The following is a 17,632-nucleotide window of genomic DNA, read 5'->3' as shown; positions in this document are numbered from 1 at the left end:
CACATCATCAAAAGGAATCGAGCATGCAACACCGTTTTCAGTCTGCACCTTTTAATCCAACCCTGAGCCGCCCGGCCGCCGCCGTGCGCGCCGTGGTATTGGGGCTCGCCCTGGCGGCCAGCACCGCGCCAGCGCTGGCCCAGTCCGTGGCCAGCGGCCAGGCGGCAGAAACCAGGATGAATTTCAATCTGGCGGCCGGTCCGCTGGGATCGGTTTTGAATAATTTCGCCACTACGGCCGGCATCGAATTGACGGCCGATACCAGCTTGTTGCAAGGTAAAAGCAGCAAGGGTTTATCGGGCAGCTACGGCGTGCGCGAGGGTTTTGCCGAACTGCTGCGCGGCCATCCCTTGCATGCCGTGCAGCAAGCCAATGGCAGTTATACGGTCAGCCGTTTGGCGCAGCAGGGTGAAGTGGTGATGCCGGGTGTGACGGTGCAGGCGCAGCAGGGCGGGGCGACGCAAGCGTATGCAGGCGGGCATGTGGCGTCCGGTGGCCGGGTCGGCTTGTTGGGCAGCAAGGATTTCATGGAAACGCCATTCAACACTGTCAGCTATACCGAGCGCTTTATCGAGGACCGCCAGGCGCGCGATATCACGGACGTAATCTCGGCCGTTGACCCGACCGTATTCAGCACGGGCATGACGGGCACCATCAATGAAAATTTTTCCATTCGCGGTTTCAGTTCCAGCATCAGCGATGTGACGGTCAATGGACTGTTCGGCATTTCGCCGTATTACCGGACCTCGCCCGAGATGTTTGAACGGATCGAAGTATTGAAAGGGCCGTCGGCTTTGCTCAATGGCATGCCACCTGGCGGTTCGGTGGGCGGCAGCGTCAACCTGGTGCCCAAGCGCGCGGGCGATGAAGCCTTGACGCGCGCGGCGCTCAGCTACCTGTCCGACTCGCAATGGGGCGGCCATGTGGATATCGGCCGGCGCTTTGGCGACAACAAGCAATTCGGTGCGCGCTTCAATGGCGTCTACCGCAATGGCAAGGGCTCGGTCGACCATCAGAAAAAGGAAACGCAGCTGGCGGCGCTGGGCCTGGACTGGCGCGGCGATGGCGCGCGGCTGTCCGCCGACCTGTACCGCAGCGACGACCGCACCGATGGCTTGAACCGGGGCATCAACCTGGCGCCCGGCATCGGCGTGCCCAGGCTGCCGAAACCGGACACCCTGCTCAATCCCAGCTGGGCCTTTTACGATACGAAAGACAAGGGCGCGACGGTGCGTGGCGAACTGGACTTGAGCGATGCGGTGATGGCCTATGTGGCCATGGGCGCCAGCCAGACCGATTACCATTCGACGGGCGCTTATCTGATCCAGGTATTCAATGCGGCCGGCGATTACCGCACCAACCTGGCCGACCTGGCTTTCGAAGTGGACCGCAGGTCGGCCGAGCTCGGTTTCAAGGGCAAGCTGCGCACCGGCGATGTCGGCCATCAATGGGCCGTGAACGCCACGCATTACAACCATACCGATAAACAGTATGGCCGCCGCAACGTGCTGGCCAGGGACTGGATCACCAATCTGTATCATCCTGTCTGGGGCCCGGCCAGTGTGTTCAGTGCGCCGCAAATTTCCAGGGCCGAATTGCGCCTGGCCAGCCTCGGCCTGGCCGATACGCTTTCCTTTGCGCAAGACAAGGTGCAGTGGACGTTGGGTTTGCGTCGCCAGGATGTCGTCAGCGATACTTTTAACGTGGCGACTGGCGCGCGCACGGCCCGCTACGAGCAAAGCGCCACTTCGCCCGCCACCGCCTTGCTGGTCAAGCTGACGCCGCAATTGTCGGTCTACGGCAATTACATCGAAGGCTTGAGCCAGGGCAGCACGGCGCCGATGACGGCTGCCAATGCGGGCGAGGTCTTTCCGCCATTTAAGACCAAGCAAAAGGAAGTGGGCCTGAAGTTTGACCTGGGTGAATTTGCCCACACGGCCAGCCTGTATGAAATCAAGCGTCCCAGCAGCTATACGGACCCCGTCACCAACGTATTTTCCGTGGGCGGCGAGCAGCGCAACCGCGGTGTCGAATGGAGTTTCTTCGGCTCACCCATGCGCGCCGTGCGCCTGATGGGCGGTGTGGCTTATGTGGAACCCAAGCTGACGCAAACGGCCGGTGGTCTCAACCAGGGCAAGCTAGCCACGGGCGTGCCGAAACTGCAAGCCAAGCTGGGCGCCGAGTGGGATGCACCCAGCTTGCCGGGCCTAACCTTGAGCGCCAATGCGACCACCGCATCGAAACAATACATCAATGCCAGCAACACCATGTGGGTGCCTGGCCGTACGGTGTTTGACCTGGGCGGGCGTTATGCGACGACTGTAGCGAACCAGCCGATGACGCTGCGCGCCAATGTCACCAACGTCAGCAACAAGGCGTATTGGGCCATGCCGCAATTGACCAGCCTGGGGCTGGGGGCGCCGCGCACCATCCAGATCTCGGCCACGATGGATTTTTAAAGCGACATGAGCAAGGGGTGCTGGCTGGCCGTGTGGAAGTCGCGCCAGACGCGGTTGATGGTGCTGTCTTCACGGGCAGCGTACAGGCCGCACAGGGGATAGAGTTCATTGACGGCTGCGCGCGAGACGGCCGTCAGCTCCAGCGAGCTGCTTTGCACTTGCTGCATATCGTCGGTGGTGAGCATTTCACCGGCCGCTACCTTGGCCCAGCTAGTGTCCAGCGCGGTGTAGAAGCGGGCGCGGGCGGTTTCGAAATCTTGCTGTTTATTGTGCAGCAGGGCTGCCACTTCCGGCACCTCGATCAACGGCAAATCCTTGCCCGCATGCCGGCGGTGGCGTATGCATTCCTGCGCCAGTTGCATGAAATGGCTGGCCATGCCGGCTACATTGGCGGCCAGGGTGACGTAGGCCAGCGAGTAAAACGGATAACGGTACAAGGGACCATCGGCGCAGGCAGTGGCGGCGCTGATGGTGAAACCGTGTTCTTTGGCCACCCAGGCATCATCGATACGGTAACTGTGCGAGGCGCTGGCGCGCATGCCGATGCTATTCCAGGAGGGGATCAGCTGCACCTGTGCGGCCGGCACCAGAAAGGCACGGATGCGCGGCGCGCCATGCTCATCGAGCAGGGGCTGGCCATCGACCCGCAGCACGGCGTTCAAGGTAAAGTGCGTGGCCATCGGTGCGCCGCTGGCGTAATCCCAGCGGCCGCTGATGCGGTAGCCATCGCCATCTTCATCGGCAAAACCGGTCGGTGCGCCGCTGCCGCCCAGGCAGACGCGGCGCGTGCCGATGATCTCGCGCGCCAGGTCCGGCGTTAAAAATCCCGCAAACCAGCCCGCACCCGCGCACAGGGTCAGCACCCAGCCCATGCTGCCATCGATGGCAGCTACTGCTTCTTCCAGGCGCACCACTTCGGGCAGCGGCAGTTCCGCGCCGCCGCTGGCCCGTGGCGCCAGCATGGTGAGCCAGCCGCGCCGGTGCAGCAATGCCTGGTGCACGGGATGCAGGAAGCGGGCCGCGTCGGCCAGCGCCGCATGGTTGGCGATACGCTGCGTGTCACGGGCGGAGAGGGGATAACTGGCGTGCTGGATCATAAAAACTTCAAGGCGATGGCAAAGGCGGGAATTTTCGCACAGTGCGGGCTACTTGTGTCTCCGGCATGGCATGATAGGACTGTCTTGCAGGCTTATCATTGATCAAGGGGAGCGCATGAAGATAATCGAGGCGGAACAGGTAGACCAGGCGCTGGCGTTTCCGGCGCTGATCGATGCGCTGGAAGCAGGCTTTCGCGGCGACTACGGCATGCCGCCGCGCCAGGTGTTTCAGCTGGCTGGCGCGGGAGCAGCGTCGCACGACGGCTTTGCGCTGCTGCCGGCGTGGAACGATACGCTGATCGGCGTCAAGGCTTTTACTTATTTTCCCGGGAATGAAGCGACTGGGTTTGCGTCGCTGTATTCGAAGATACTGTTGTTTGACCGCCGCCACGGCGTGCCGCTGGCGCTGGTCGATGGCACCTCCATTACCTATTGGCGCACGGCGGCTATTTCGGCGCTGGCTTCGCGCTATCTGTCGCGCCCGGAATCATCGACCTTGTTATTGCTGGGCACGGGCAGGCTGGCGCCTTTCCTGGTAGCTGCTCATCTTTCTGTGCGTGCGCTTAAACGGGTTTTTCTGTGGGGCCGTGACGGCGGCAAGGCGGCTACCTTGCAAGCGCGTTTGCAGCGTGAGCATCCTGGCGTGAAATTCATTTGCATAGCCGATATTGCGCAGCATGCGGGCCAGGCTGACATCATCGTCAGCGCGACTGGCGCCGCCACGCCGCTGCTGCAGGGCGCGTGGATCGCTGCCGGCTGCCACGTCGACTTGCTGGGCAATCACAGTCCGGACCGGCGCGAGTGCGACAGCGCGCTGATCGTCAACAGCACGGTCCATGTCGATAGCCTGGACAATGTGCTGCGCGAGGCGGGCGAGGTATTGATTCCGATTGCCGAAAACGTGTTCAGCGCCGATTCCATCGCTGGCGAGCTGAAGGATCTGTGCCGTGCCGACGAGTCTGGCAAACCCGGTCGTCGCAACGCCGAAGAAATTACGGTGTTCAAGGCGGTCGGTACGGCGCTCAGCGATCTGCTGGCGGCGCAACTGGTCTTGGAGACGGCCGCATCTTGAAGAAAAACTGATCAGGCTTGCGTAATCAGTTTCTCGGTCAGGAAATCGACAAAGGTGCGCAGGCGCAGCGGCAAATGGCGCGCGTGGGGAAACAGCAAAAAGAAGGGACGCGACCTGCCGCCATGCTGCGGCAGCAATTCCACCAGCGAGCCATCGGCCAGGTCGCGCTCCACGATAAAACGGTAGGTTTGCGTCAGGCCGGCGCCGCTGCGCGCCAGGGTCACGATGCCCAGCACGTCTTCCGAGCAGGTGTAGCCGCCGCTGGTCTCTATCTCCACCGGCTTGCCGTTTTCCTGGAACAGCCAGGCGATCTTGCGCCCCGTGCTGGGCAAGTCGAACTGGATGCAGTCATGCTGGTGCAGCTCATTGAGCGAGGTGGGTGCGCCAACGCGCTGCAGGTAAGACGGGGACGCTACCAGCACCAGTTCCGCGTCTTCCAGCTTGCGTGCGATCAAGGTGGAATCGGCTGGCGTGCGGCCACGGATGGCGATGTCATAGCTTTCGGCTGCGAAATCGATATTGCGGTTGCTGACGTGCACGTCGAAGGTCACTTCGGGATATCGCTGCCGGAATTGCGACAGCAGCGGCAGCAAGCGGTAGTGGGAATAGGGCGTGGGCGCGCTGATGCGCAAGGGGCCGACAGGCGCCGCCTGGCCGCCCGTCACTTCGCGTTCAGCCTCCCGCAATTGCAGCAGCGCTTCGTGGCATTGCTCGTAATAGCGCCGTCCGCCATCGGTCAGGCGTATTTGCCGCGTGGTGCGCACGAACAGGCGCACGCCCAGTCGTTCTTCCATCCTGGCAATCGAGCGGCTGACAGCGGCTGGTGTGACGCCCGCGATATTGGCCGCTTCCGTAAAGCTGCTCAGTTCAGCGGCCAGGCAAAACAGTTCGATGCTGCCCAGCTGCATTTCCTCGAAGTTGCGTTTCATGCTATCCCCGCTGTCATCAATTGATTACATGATAGATCAAGTGTTCTTCTATTGCATGTGTTTATCAACATGATGCGCATAAGTATAGTGAGTTCCATGCCAGCCAACATAGTGCTGGCATCCACTCAACGCACACTGGAGCAACAATATGGAAAGCAAGAAAACCGTCATCGTCACTGGCGCATCGAGCGGCATCGGCTTTGCCGTCGCCAAGGCTTACCTGGAACGCGGCTACAACGTGGTCGGTAATGCGCGCACCCTGGCGCGGCTGGAAAGCGCGGCGGCCAAACTGGGCAATCCGTCCAACTTCTTGCCAGTAGCGGGCGATATCGCCTTGCCTGCCACGGCTGCGGCGCTGTTCGAACAGGCGATCGCTGCGTTCGGCAAGGTCGATATCCTGATCAATAATGCCGGCATCTTTATCGCCAAACCCGTCACCGACTACACGCAGGACGACGTGGCAGCCATCGTCAGCACCAATCTGATGGGCTTCTTTTACCCGTCGCAGCAGGCGGCCCGCCACATGAGCGCCAACCAGCAGGGCCATATCGTCACCATCACGGCCAGCCTGGCGATGCAGCCGAACGCCAAGGTGCCGGCACTGTTGCCGATACTGATCAAGGGCGGCCTGAACCATGCCACGCGCGGACTGGCGCTGGAACTGGCGGCGTCCAATGTGCGCGTCAATGCAGTGGCGCCCGGCATTATCGACACACCCTTGCACCCGGACGATGCGGGCACCAAAGCTTTCCTGCAAACCCTGTCGCCCAGCGGCAAGACGGGCAGCACGCAAGACATCGTCAACGCCATCCTGTACCTGACCGACTCGACCTTTACCAGCGGCACCGTGATGGCAGTCGATGGTGGCTCGACTGCCGGTACCTGGTAATCCATCCTTACTTTTTGGAGAACGGTTATGCCATACGTAAATATTCGCGTCACCAATGAAGGCGTCACGGCCGCGCAAAAGCTGGAATTGATCGAAGGAACCAGCGATCTGTTGCACCGCGTGCTCAATAAACATCCATCCACCACCTTTGTCGTCATCGATGAAGTCGAGACCGATAACTGGGGTGTCAACCGGGAAACGGTGACGACCTTGCGCGCGCGCCAGGCGTTGGAGAAGTAACATTCGGCGGGCGGAAAGGCGTTGCTTTGCGTCTTTCCGGCTAGAGGAGGCAGTATGCAAGATAGCATCGAACAAACCGTCAACGCTTATTTCGATGGCGTATATCGTGGCGACGCGGCGGCCCTGGCCGAACTGTTTGACATCGATGCGCAAGTGTATGGCGATATCGATGGCCAGCTGTATCACAAATCGGCCAGCGCTTATCTGGCCGGCGTGGCCGCGCGCAAGAGCCCGCACGAGCTGGGCGAGCCTTATCGGATGAAGTTGCTTGCGCTGGATAAGCAAGCCAATATCGCCAGCGTCAAGCTGCACTCGCCCATGCTGGGATTCGATTATTATCTCTACCTGACCTTGCGCCGCGTGTATGGGCAATGGCTGATCGTCAATAAAACTTTCAGCCACGGATCGGTGCAAGAAAAAACGACGTAAAAAGGTCTTGACCTTCTCCTTGTGGGAAGGTTTATAGTAAGCTTCAGTTAATAAAAGTTCGATCCCTTATCCATACCGCAGATGAAGCTTAGCCGGACATTCCGATTATTCACGGCCTTGGTCGCCATCCTCAGCGTGCTGTTCATGCAGCATGCGGTGGCGGCCTATCTGTGTCCCGGTGTGCCGATGGGCAGCAATACCCTGGTGATGAAAGCCATGCCCGACATGCCAGGCTGTACCGGCATGGATAGTGATCAATCCACCCTGTGCCATGTCTATGTGCAGGGGGATGCAGCCAAGCAATCGCTGGACAAGCCGCCCGCCGTGGCCCACCCTGCGTTCGTTCCCGTGCTGATGATGGTCAGCTTGGCGATCTTTGATCTGCCTGTATTGCAGCCGGTTGACCCGCCACCCTATATTGCCCTGGCGCGGCCCGTCGCGCCCCCCATCGCCATTCGCAACTGCTGTTTCCGCATCTGATCTTCCAGAAAGCTTAGTTCGCCCTCGTTTTGCCGATCGCGGCAAGACGATGCTGTCTATCGTTTTCTGGAGGTTTTATGGTATCCCCCTCTCGCGCACGTCTTCTGATGAAGACGGCGCTTGCCATGGCGTGCATGCTTGCCGCTGATGGCGCACATGCTGCCCAGGCCATCTCTTTTACCGAGGCCTTGCAGCAGGCTGCCAGCCGCTCGCGCCAGCTTGACGCCGATGGCCACGCCAGCACCGCTGCCCGTGAAATGGCGGTGGCCGCCGGCCAGCGGCCCGATCCGATGCTGACTGCCGGCATCGACAACCTGCCCGTCAGCGGCAATGACCGCTTTAGTCTGGGCAATGACTTCATGACCATGAGGAAAGTCGGCATTTCGCAGGAATTGACGCGGGCCGACAAGCTGCAATGGCGCTCAGCGCGCCAGGAGCGCGAAGCCGACAAGGCGCTGGCGCAAAAAGACCTCACCCTGGCGTCCTTGCAGCGCGACACGGCGATTGCCTGGCTCAACGTCTATTACACGCAGCAGATGGCCGCTGCACTGGATAGCCAGGTCGCCCTGGCACGCCAGGAAATCACTGCCGCCGAAGCGGCCTATCGCGGCGGCCGTGGCAGTTCGGCCGATGTACTGGCTGCCAAGTCGGCCTTGCTGGCGCTGGAAGACCGGGGCAGCCAGCTGGCCGGCAATGTGGAGACAGCGAAAAACGCCTTGCTGCGCTGGACGGGCAGCAGCGGTGACGTTGCCGATGCCAACATGCCCGACCTGAACACCTTGCGTCTCGATACCTCCGCTTTGAGTGCCACCCTGGCGCAGCAGCCGCAGATTGCCGTGCTGAACCGCCAGCAAGACATCGCCCAGGCCGATGCGAAGCTGGCGCAAGCCAACCAGCACCCGGACTGGAGCGTGGAAGTGGCCTTCCAGCAGCGCGGTTCGGCCTATTCCAATATGGTGTCCGTCAGCCTGTCGCTGCCTTTGCAGTGGGACAGGAAAAACCGGCAAGACCGCGAACTGGCGGCCAAGCTGGCGACGGTCGAGCAGGTCAAGGATGAGCGCGATGAACAATTGCGCGAGCAAGTGTCCCGCACGCAAGGCTTGCTGATCGCCTGGAAGAATGGCCGCGAACGTGGCCAGCGCTATGTAACGCAGATCGTGCCGGCCGCCGAAGAGCGTGCTACCGCTGTACTGGCTGCCTACAAGGGCGGCAAAGCTGCCCTGGCCGATGTGCTGGCCGCCCGCCGCAATATCGCCGATGTGCGCCTGCAAAGTTTGCAGCTGAACATGGAAACGGCCCAGCTCTGGGCGCAACTCGATTTTCTTTTTCCCGATACGAAACTGGCACGGCAGGAGTCCAAATGAACAGCAATAAAAAAATCACTCTGGCTTTGACGGCCATCGTCATTGCCCTGGCCGCTGTCGGCTATGGTGCGTATCAGCTTGGCGCACGGAAAAGCGTGGCTGCCGTTGCCATTACTGCGCCCGCAGGCAAAAAGCCTTTGTACTGGCATGACCCGATGGTGCCGGGCCAGCGTTTCGACAAGCCGGGAAAGTCGCCGTTCATGGACATGCAACTGGTGCCCGTGTATGCGCAGGAAGGTGGTGGGGCGGCTGACGATGGCGGTGTCACTATCAGCCCTAGAGTCGAGCAAAACCTGGGGGTGCGCACGGCAACAGTGACGCGTGGAAAGCTGGCGTCGGGTTTTAGCGCCATCGGCAACGTGGCCTTCAATGACCGCGACGTGGCCCTGGTGCAGGCGCGCAGCAGCGGTTTTGTCGAGCGCCTGTATGCGCGCGCGCCGCTCGATCCCGTTCGTAAAGGACAGGCGCTGGCCGAAGTGTATGTGCCGGATTGGGTGGCGGCGCAGGAAGAATTCCTGGCCGCGCGCAGCATGCAGGGCGCCGATACGGCGGGCCTGGTCGATGGTGCGCGTCAGCGCATGCGCCTGGCTGGCATGAGCGAAGGCCAGATCCATGGCGTGGAAAGCACGGGCAAGGTGCAAGCGCGCTTGACGATAGTTGCGCCGATCAGCGGCGTGATCGCCGAACTGGGCGCGCGTGAAGGCTTGACGATGGCCATGGGCGCGCCCTTGTTCCGCATCAATGGCCTGTCTACCGTGTGGGTGAATGCGGAAGTGCCGGAAAACATGCTGGGCCAGCTGCGCCCGGGCGACCCTGTCGTAGCGCAGGCGCAAGCCTTGCCGGGCAGCGACTTCAAGGGCAAGGTGAGTGCCATTTTGCCCGAAGTTAATCCGACCACGCGCACGGCCACCGCCCGCATCGAGCTGGCCAATCCGGGTGGCAATCTGCTGCCTGGCATGTTTGCCAGCGTGACCTTTGGCGCCGAGCGGGGAGCGGATGTCTTGCAAGTGCCATCGGAAGCCGTGATCCAGACGGGCACGCGCAGCGTGGTGATGCTGGCGCAGGCAGGTGGCAAGTTCAAGCCGGTGGACGTGGAAACCGGCAGTGAAGGCAATGGCTTGACGGAAATACGCAAGGGCTTGAGCGAGGGCCAGCAAGTGGTGATTTCGGCCCAGTTCCTGATCGATTCGGAAGCCAGCCTGACGGGCACGGAAACGCGCATGGCTGGCATGGACAAGATGGGCGGCATGCAGATGAAACCGGCAACACCGGCGGCGGCCAGCCATCACGCCGAGGGCAAGGTCGAACAGATCGGCAAGGACAGCATCACGATTTCGCATGGCCCTATTGCTTCTTTGCAATGGGGGCCGATGACGATGGGCTTCAAGCTGCCGCCCACGGGCTTGCCGGCCAATATCAAGGTGGGCACGCAGGTGGCCTTCGATATCAAGAAGGGCGAACGCGGTTTCGATATCATCACGATTGCTGCGAGTAAAGCAATGTCCATGGACGGTATGAAGATGCCGATGGCCATGCCGGGAGTCTCCAAATGATCGCCAAACTGATACGCTGGTCCATCGGCAACCGTTTCCTGGTCTTGCTGGCGACCGTCTTTATCGCGGCCTGGGGCATCTGGTCCTTGAGCCGCACGCCGGTCGATGCGATTCCTGACCTGTCCGACGTGCAAGTGATTATCCGTACCACCTATGCGGGCCAGGCGCCGCAAATTGTGGAAAACCAGGTCACTTACCCGTTGACGACCACCATGCTGTCGGTGCCGGGCGCCAAGACGGTGCGTGGTTATTCTTTCTTCGGCGACTCGTTTGTGTATGTGTTGTTCGAAGATGGCACGGACCCGTACTGGGCCCGTTCGCGCGTGCTCGAATACCTGAACCAGGTGCAGTCGCGCCTGCCCGCGCAAGCCAAGACGGCCTTGGGGCCGGACGCCACCGGCGTGGGCTGGGTATATGAATATGCGCTGGTCGACCGCAGCGGCAAGATGGACCTGTCGCAATTGCGCGCCTACCAGGACTGGTTCCTGAAGTACGAGCTGAAGGCCGTGCCGAATGTGTCGGAAGTGGCCAGCATCGGCGGCATGGTGCGCCAGTATCAGATCGTGCTGGACCCGGACAAGTTGCGCGGCTATGGCATTACGCATGGCAAGGTGATCGACGCCGTGCAGAAAGCCAACCAGGAAACCGGCGGTTCCGTGCTGGAACTGGGCGAAGCGGAATACATGGTGCGGGCTTCCGGCTATCTGCAATCGCTGGACGATTTCCGCAAGATACCGTTGATGACGACGGCGGCCGGCGTGTCCGTGCGCCTGGGCGACGTGGCCCGTATCCAGCTGGGACCGGAAATGCGGCGCGGCGTGGCTGAACTGAATGGCGAGGGTGAAGTGGCCGGTGGCGTGATCATCATGCGTTCTGGAAAGAATGCCTTGCAAACCATAGACCTGGTGAAGGCCAAGCTGGCGACGCTCAAGCAAAGCTTGCCGCCAGGCGTGGAAATCGTGCCCGTGTATGACCGTTCCAAGCTGATCAATCGCGCGGTGGACAATCTGCAGCACAAGCTGATCGAGGAATTCATCGTCGTCGCCGTCGTCTGCGCGATTTTCCTGCTGCACTTGCGTTCGGCGCTGGTCGCCATCGTTTCCTTGCCGCTGGGCATTTTGATCGCCTATATCGTCATGTATTACCAGGGCGTCAACGCCAATATCATGTCGCTGGGCGGGATTGCGATTGCCATCGGCGCCATGGTCGATGCGGCCGTGGTGATGATAGAAAACGCGCATAAACATATCGAGGCCTGGCTGGAAACCCATCCGGGCCAGAAGTTGCAGGGCGAAGCCCACTGGAAAGTCATCGGCGACGCAGCCGTGGAAGTGGGGCCGGCGCTGTTCTTTTCACTGCTGATCATCGTGCTGTCGTTTATTCCCGTATTTACCCTGGAAGCGCAGGAAGGGCGGCTGTTCGCCCCGCTGGCCCTGACCAAGACGTACTCGATGGCGGCGGCGGCCGGCATGGCGGCCACCCTGATCCCCGTGCTGATGGGTTATCTGATCCGTGGCCATATTCCGCCCGAGCACAAGAACCCGATCAACCGCTGGCTGACTGCCATTTACCGCCCGCTGCTGGAAGTGGTGCTGCGCCGGCCGAAAACCACCTTGCTTGCTGCTGGCCTGATCGTGGCAGCGACCTTCTGGCCACTGGCGCGCCTGGGCGGTGAATTCATGCCGCCTCTTGATGAAGGCGATCTGCTGTATATGCCGTCAGCCTTGCCGGGCATCGCCACGGGCAAGGTGTCTGAATTGCTGCAGCAGACGGACCGTTTGATCAAGACGGTGCCGGAAGTGGAAAGCGTGTTCGGCAAGGCGGGCAGGGCGGAATCGGCCACCGATCCGGCGCCGATGGAAATGTTCGAGACCACCATACAGTTCAAGCCGCGCGATCAATGGCGGCCCGGCATGACCACCGACAAGCTGGTGGCGGAACTGGACCGCGTGGTGAAAGTGCCGGGGCTGTCGAATATCTGGGTGCCGCCGATTCGCAACCGCATCGATATGCTGGCCACCGGCATCAAAAGCCCGGTGGGCATCAAGGTGGCGGGCGTGGACTTGCAGCAAATCGACCGCATCACGGCGCAGATCGAACACGCCGTCAAAAACGTGCCCGGCGTGTCGTCCGCGCTGGCCGAACGCCTGAATGGCGGGCGCTACGTCGATATCAAGATCGACCGCGATGCGGCGGCCCGCTATGGCATGAACATTTCCGACGTGCAAAGCATCGTTGCCAGCGCCATCGGCGGCGACAATATCGGCGAGACGGTGGAAGGCTTGCAGCGCTTCCCCATCAATGTGCGCTACCCGCGCGAAGTACGCGATTCCGTTGAAAAATTGCGCGAATTGCCGGTGCTGACGGAACGCGGTGCGCAGATACGCCTGGGTGACGTCACCACCATCCGCATCGACGATGGCCCGCCGATGCTGAAAAGCGAAAATGCGCGGCTGTCAGGCTGGGTGTATGTGGATATCCATGGCCGCGACCTCAGTTCGGCCGTGCAGGAGATGCAGCAAGTGGTCAACCGCGAAGTCAAGCTGCCGGCCGGTTATTCCGTGTTATGGTCGGGCCAGTTTGAATACCTGGAACGGGCTACGGCGCGCCTGAAAGTGGTGGTGCCGGCTACCTTGCTGACCATTTTCGTGCTGCTCTACCTGACCTTCAAGCGCATCGATGAAGCCGTATTGATCATGGGCACCTTGCCGTTTGCGCTGGCGGGCGGTATCTGGCTGCTGTGGGCGCTGGGCTATCACTTGTCGGTAGCCAGCGGGGTGGGCTTTATTGCGCTGGCCGGGGTGTCGGCTGAATTTGGCGTGATCATGCTGCTGTATCTGAAACATGCCTGGGACGCGCGGCTGGCCAGGGGCACGGATAGTGAAGCCGATTTGCTCGATGCGATACGCGAAGGGGCTGTCTTGCGCGTGCGGCCCAAGGCGATGACGGTGGCTGTGATGATCGCTGGCCTGGTACCCGTGATGCTGGGCACGGGCACCGGTTCGGAAATCATGCAGCGCATCGCCGCCCCGATGGTGGGCGGCATGATCACGGCGCCCCTGCTGTCGATGTTCGTGGTGCCGGCCGTTTATTTGCTGATACGGCGCAGGGCGATCAGGAAGGCAGGCAAGCAGGCGCAAGAAGAGCAGGCATAAAGATGTTGTGCAATTCAGACAGTGTATCGCCAGGAATGCCATTTTCTTTCTATTAGTCAACTAAAACAGTTGGTGTGACTTTTGGTGAGATTGTTGAAGAGGCAAAAAATTATAATTGCATCAGGGAAAGTAACTTGCTAAAAATAAATTTGCGAGCACGTCCTTGATTCCATCTCTTCTAAGGGCATTATGAATAAGAATAAACCTGGCGCACTGTTGATCGCTACACTGATCGCCGCGTCTTTGGCGGGTTGCGCCACCGAATCGTCGAAAGCGGTAGTCGTCCCTGCCGTGGCCAGCGCCGAGCGTCCCTATGTTGGTCCGCGTACCGCAATCGCCGTCGGCAAGTTCGACAACCGCTCCAGCTTCATGCGCGGCATCTTCTCCGATGGCGTCGACCGTCTGGGCAGCCAGTCGAAAACGATCTTGATTGCACATCTGCAAACGAGTAATCGTTTCAATGTGCTGGACCGCGACAATATGGCGGAAATCAAGCAGGAAGCCGATTACAAGAAACAAGGCCAGAATATCAAGGGCGCCGACTTTGTCATCACCGGCGACGTGACCGAATTCGGCCGCAAGGAAGTGGGCGACCATCAGCTGTTCGGCATCATGGGCCGTGGCAAGACGCAAGTGGCGTACGCCAAGATTACCTTGAACGTCGTCAATATCTCGACCTCGGAAGTAGTCTATTCGAGCCAGGGCGCGGGTGAATACAGCCTGTCGAACCGTGAAGTGCTGGGCTTTGGCGGCACCGCCAGCTACGATGCTACCCTGAACGGCAAGGTATTGGATCTGGCCATGCGCGAAGCTGTCGAGCGCCTGGTTGCCGGTGTCGAAGCTGGCGCACTGCGCAAACAATAAGGTCAGCCATGAAACAGATCGTGATGAAAAAGAGCGCCGCTCTGCTGGCGCTGGCCGCCTGCGCCGTATTGACCGGTTGCGCTTCGCAATCGAAGTCCCTGTACCAATGGGAAAGCTATCAGCCACAGGTGTATCAATACCTGAAAGGTGAAAGCCCGGAACAGCAGATCGCCGCGATGGAAAAAGACTTGCAAATCATCAGCGCCAAGGGTAACCAGGCGCCGCCTGGTTTCCATGCCCACCTGGGCATGCTGTACTCGGTCACCGGTAAAACGGATGAGGTTGCAACCCAGTTCGAAGATGAGAAAAAACTGTTCCCCGAGTCGGCTGGCTATATGGACTTCCTGCTGGGCAAATTGAAAAAAGGTGAGAAATTATGATGCCACGCATCTTGAAACTGGCCTTGTGCCTGGTGCCGGCCATGCTCGCAGTCGGTTGCGCCAGCAACAAGCAGGCAGCCTATGACTACACCGCGTTCAAGGCAGCCAAGCCCCGTTCCATCGTGGTCTTGCCTCCGTTGAACGATTCGCCTGAAGTCAACGCCGGCAACAGCGTCTACGCGCAAGTGACGTATCCGCTGGCCGAGGCTGGTTATTACGTGCTGCCGGTGGCCGTGGTGAGCGAAACGTTCAAGCAGAATGGCTTGACCGATGCCCACGATATCCAGGGCGTCGATCCCAAAAAGCTCAGCGAGATCTTTGGCGCGGACGCGGCCCTGTACATGAGCATCGCCCGCTATGGTTCGACCTACACGGTGATCGACAGTGTCAGCGTGGTATCGGTCAAGGCCAAACTGGTTGACCTGAAGACTGGCACCCTGTTGTGGGAAGGCGCGGCCAGCGCGTCCAGCAATGAAGGCAATAACAACGGCGGTGGCGGTTTGATCGGCGCTCTGGTGGCCGCTGCTGTCAAGCAGATCATCAACAGCTCCACCGATGCCAGCCATCCTATCGCCGGCGTGGCCAATTCGCGTTTGCTATCCGCTGGCTCGCCGAACGGCTTGCTGTACGGCCCGCGCTCGGAACGCTACCTGGCGCAGTAATCCTGCCGGGTATGAACACAAGCCCCTGATGTTTCAGGGGCTTTTTTATTTTAGTGTCCCGCCACCTGGCCCGTAGCGCTGCGCCGTCCCCGCTTGAACGCATGCGAGCGCGCCGACCAGGCGATGGCCAACGCCAGCAACAGCAGCGCGGCTACCGCCCAGGGTAAGGAAGTCACGCCCCAGATTTCGAGCAGCGCGCCACCCAGCAGGCCGGCGCCGGCAATCGCGCCATTCCAGGCCACCACATTCATCGACAGCGCCACGTCGGCGCCATCGCCAGCAGCGTCCGCCAGTGCCGTTTGCAGCAGGGTTGCTGCGCCGCCAAAGCTGATCCCCCAGACGGCCATGCCCAGATATACCACGATGGCAATTTCCGACGCCAGGCCAAATATCAGCGCCGTGGCGACAAATGCGGCCAGGCTGGCCAGCACGGTGCTGCGCAAATGGCGGTCGACCAGCCTTGCCGTGATCCAGATGCCCAGCATGGCGGCTACGCCAAAGATGAGCAAGACCAGGTCGACGCGGCCACCGAGTCCGGCCGGTGCCACAAAGGGCGCGATATAGGTGTACAGGATGTTATGCGCGAGCATCCACGCGATGACGACCGCCAAAACAGCCCGCACGCCCGGCGTATGGAAAACCTTGCGTAGTGGCATGCGTTCACGTGTGCTCTGGCCCGGATAATCGGGTACCTTGGCCAGCACCCACAGGATCAGCACCAGTGTCATGGCCGACATGATCCAGAACGCTGTGCGCCAGCCCACGGTAGCACCCAGCAGAGTTCCCAGCGGAACTCCCAGCGACAGCGCCAGCGGCGCACCCACCATGGCCAGCGCCAGGGCGCGTCCCTGCTGGTGCGGCGCCACCATGCGCCGCGCATAGCCTGCCAGCAAGCTCCAGGCCAGTCCCGCCGCCATCCCGGCAAGGAAGCGGGCAATCAGGGTCAGCACGTAGTGGGACGACAGCGCCGTGGCGCAATTGAAGAGAAAGAAACCGATGATGGTTAGCAGCAAGACGTTGCGGCGGCGCCAGCCGCGCGTGGCGATGGTCAGCGGTATCGCGGCCAGCAAGGAGCCCAGCGCATAGGCGGTGACCATCTGGCCGGCCAGGGTAGGGCTGATGGACAGCCCTTCGCTGATCTGCGGCAGCAAGCCGGCCGGCAATGTTTCGGTGACGATGCAAATGAAGCCCGTCATGGCCAGGGCCAGCAAGCCTGAAATGGGAAGGCGATCAGACTCGGCGTGCCTGATCTGTGTTGCGGTATGAGTCAAGGGAAATCCTTTAAGAGATGGATGTTGTCGATATCAATATATGTATCGATCGGTATAAATATAGGCGAGACGGCCTCAGCTTGTCAACGACTTCTGTATCGAGTAGTATCGAAGTCATTGAAAACACAGTAAACAAGGAGCGGACAATGGCGCAAATGGGCCGGCCACGCACGTTTGACCGTCAGGCAGCCATCGAGCAAGCGATGCATCTGTTCTGGGAGCAAGGCTACGAATCGACGTCGCTAAGCCAGCTCAAGGCAGGCATAGGCGGCGGCATTTCCGCGCCCAGCTTTTATGCGGCGTTCGGCTCCAAGGAAGCCTTGTTCCGCGAAGCCGTGCAGCGCTATCTGGATACCTATGCAAGGGTAACGGAATGCCTGTGGGACGATACCCTGGCGCCCAGGGCGGCCGTTGAACTGGCGCTGCGGCAATCGACAAAGATGCAGTGCGAGCAGGGCCATCCGAAAGGCTGCATGGTGGCGCTGGGCACCATGAGCGCGCCCACGCCCGAACATGCGGCCGTCGCCGAGCCGCTGGCCCAATCGCGCGCCCGCTCGCGGGCCGGCTTCGTGCACTGCGTCGAACGGGGCATCGCCAGCGGTGAGCTGACCGCTGCGGCCGATCCCCATTTCGTGGCTGCCATATTTGACGGCTTTTTATTGGGTGTCTCGATCCAGGCGCGCGATGGGGTCGCATACCCGGTGCTCGATGCAGCGATCAAGCAACTGATGGTAGTGTGGGATACCAATTTGGCGCATACTAAGAGTAACTCGGCGTCCGCCTGAGTG

At 60.8% G+C, this 17,632-nt stretch carries 16 protein-coding genes; 13 read left to right on the top strand and 3 right to left on the bottom strand.

The window, feature by feature from the left end; all coding sequences use genetic code 11:
* Positions 1-23: 23 nt before the first annotated feature.
* The gene (locus HDE75_RS01420) at positions 24-2,459 is read left to right on the top strand and encodes a TonB-dependent receptor (protein ID WP_221291732.1); all 2,436 of its coding nucleotides are present in this window, start codon (positions 24-26) and stop codon (positions 2,457-2,459) included.
* Here the strand turns inward: HDE75_RS01420 and HDE75_RS01415 are convergent.
* A complete protein-coding gene (locus HDE75_RS01415; protein WP_183679303.1) occupies positions 2,456-3,556 on the bottom strand; it encodes an acyl-CoA dehydrogenase family protein in 1,101 nt (366 codons plus the stop codon). The genes HDE75_RS01420 and HDE75_RS01415 overlap by 4 nt on opposite strands.
* Positions 3,557-3,671: 115 nt before the next feature.
* Between HDE75_RS01415 and lhpI the strand changes: the two genes are divergently transcribed.
* The gene (gene lhpI, locus HDE75_RS01410; RefSeq protein WP_183679301.1) at positions 3,672-4,628 is read left to right on the top strand and encodes a bifunctional Delta(1)-pyrroline-2-carboxylate/Delta(1)-piperideine-2-carboxylate reductase; all 957 of its coding nucleotides are present in this window, start codon (positions 3,672-3,674) and stop codon (positions 4,626-4,628) included.
* A gap of 11 nt (positions 4,629-4,639) precedes the next feature.
* Here the strand turns inward: lhpI and HDE75_RS01405 are convergent, their stop codons facing one another.
* The gene (locus HDE75_RS01405) at positions 4,640-5,557 is read right to left on the bottom strand and encodes a LysR family transcriptional regulator (protein WP_183679299.1); all 918 of its coding nucleotides are present in this window, start codon (positions 5,555-5,557) and stop codon (positions 4,640-4,642) included.
* Between the two features lie 148 nt (positions 5,558-5,705).
* On the opposite strand from HDE75_RS01405, the gene HDE75_RS01400 reads away from it, so the two are divergent.
* From HDE75_RS01400 to HDE75_RS01355, 10 genes are all read left to right on the top strand, one after another.
* Entirely contained in the window at positions 5,706-6,446 is a 741-nt protein-coding gene (locus tag HDE75_RS01400) for an SDR family NAD(P)-dependent oxidoreductase (protein WP_183679297.1), read from the top strand.
* 27 nt (positions 6,447-6,473) lie between these two features.
* Positions 6,474-6,686: a tautomerase family protein gene (locus HDE75_RS01395; RefSeq protein ID WP_183679295.1), complete on the top strand. Its 213-nt coding sequence runs from the start codon at positions 6,474-6,476 to the stop codon at positions 6,684-6,686.
* A 54-nt stretch (positions 6,687-6,740) separates the two neighbouring features.
* Entirely contained in the window at positions 6,741-7,115 is a 375-nt protein-coding gene (locus HDE75_RS01390; protein ID WP_183679293.1) for a nuclear transport factor 2 family protein, read from the top strand.
* Positions 7,116-7,196: 81 nt separating this feature from the next.
* Complete coding sequence (locus HDE75_RS01385; protein WP_183679291.1) at positions 7,197-7,595, top strand: hypothetical protein; 399 nt, start codon at positions 7,197-7,199, stop codon at positions 7,593-7,595.
* A gap of 134 nt (positions 7,596-7,729) precedes the next feature.
* Positions 7,730-8,959, top strand: a complete 1,230-nt coding sequence (locus HDE75_RS01380; RefSeq protein WP_183679289.1) for a TolC family protein — start codon at positions 7,730-7,732, stop codon at positions 8,957-8,959.
* Positions 8,956-10,512: an efflux RND transporter periplasmic adaptor subunit gene (locus HDE75_RS01375; RefSeq protein WP_183679287.1), complete on the top strand. Its 1,557-nt coding sequence runs from the start codon at positions 8,956-8,958 to the stop codon at positions 10,510-10,512. The genes HDE75_RS01380 and HDE75_RS01375 overlap by 4 nt, the downstream gene beginning before the upstream one ends.
* Positions 10,509-13,667 carry an efflux RND transporter permease subunit gene (locus tag HDE75_RS01370; protein WP_183679285.1) on the top strand — a complete coding sequence of 1,053 codons (3,159 nt, stop codon included), beginning with the start codon at positions 10,509-10,511 and terminating at the stop codon, positions 13,665-13,667. The genes HDE75_RS01375 and HDE75_RS01370 overlap by 4 nt, the downstream gene beginning before the upstream one ends.
* 189 nt (positions 13,668-13,856) lie before the next feature.
* Positions 13,857-14,531 carry a CsgG/HfaB family protein gene (locus tag HDE75_RS01365; RefSeq protein WP_183679283.1) on the top strand — a complete coding sequence of 225 codons (675 nt, stop codon included), beginning with the start codon at positions 13,857-13,859 and terminating at the stop codon, positions 14,529-14,531.
* A gap of 8 nt (positions 14,532-14,539) precedes the next feature.
* On the top strand, positions 14,540-14,911 hold the full coding sequence (locus HDE75_RS01360) for a DUF4810 domain-containing protein (protein ID WP_221291731.1): 372 nt from the start codon (positions 14,540-14,542) through the stop codon (positions 14,909-14,911).
* Complete coding sequence (locus HDE75_RS01355) at positions 14,908-15,573, top strand: DUF799 domain-containing protein (protein ID WP_183679281.1); 666 nt, start codon at positions 14,908-14,910, stop codon at positions 15,571-15,573. Before HDE75_RS01360 ends, HDE75_RS01355 begins: the two co-directional genes overlap by 4 nt.
* A gap of 50 nt (positions 15,574-15,623) precedes the next feature.
* Here the strand turns inward: HDE75_RS01355 and HDE75_RS01350 are convergent, their stop codons facing one another.
* On the bottom strand, positions 15,624-16,769 hold the full coding sequence (locus tag HDE75_RS01350) for an MFS transporter (protein WP_183679392.1): 1,146 nt from the start codon (positions 16,767-16,769) through the stop codon (positions 15,624-15,626).
* A gap of 221 nt (positions 16,770-16,990) precedes the next feature.
* On the opposite strand from HDE75_RS01350, the gene HDE75_RS01345 reads away from it, so the two are divergent.
* Positions 16,991-17,629 carry a TetR/AcrR family transcriptional regulator gene (locus tag HDE75_RS01345; RefSeq protein ID WP_183679279.1) on the top strand — a complete coding sequence of 213 codons (639 nt, stop codon included), beginning with the start codon at positions 16,991-16,993 and terminating at the stop codon, positions 17,627-17,629.
* The last annotated feature ends 3 nt before the right edge of the window (positions 17,630-17,632 follow it).

The sequence above is a fragment of the Janthinobacterium silvisoli genome (genome assembly GCF_014200725.1).
Lineage (GTDB): Bacteria > Pseudomonadota > Gammaproteobacteria > Burkholderiales > Burkholderiaceae_D > Janthinobacterium.
The sequence above is the reverse complement of the archived record's forward strand: the minus strand, read 5'-3'. Positions and strand labels throughout refer to the sequence as shown.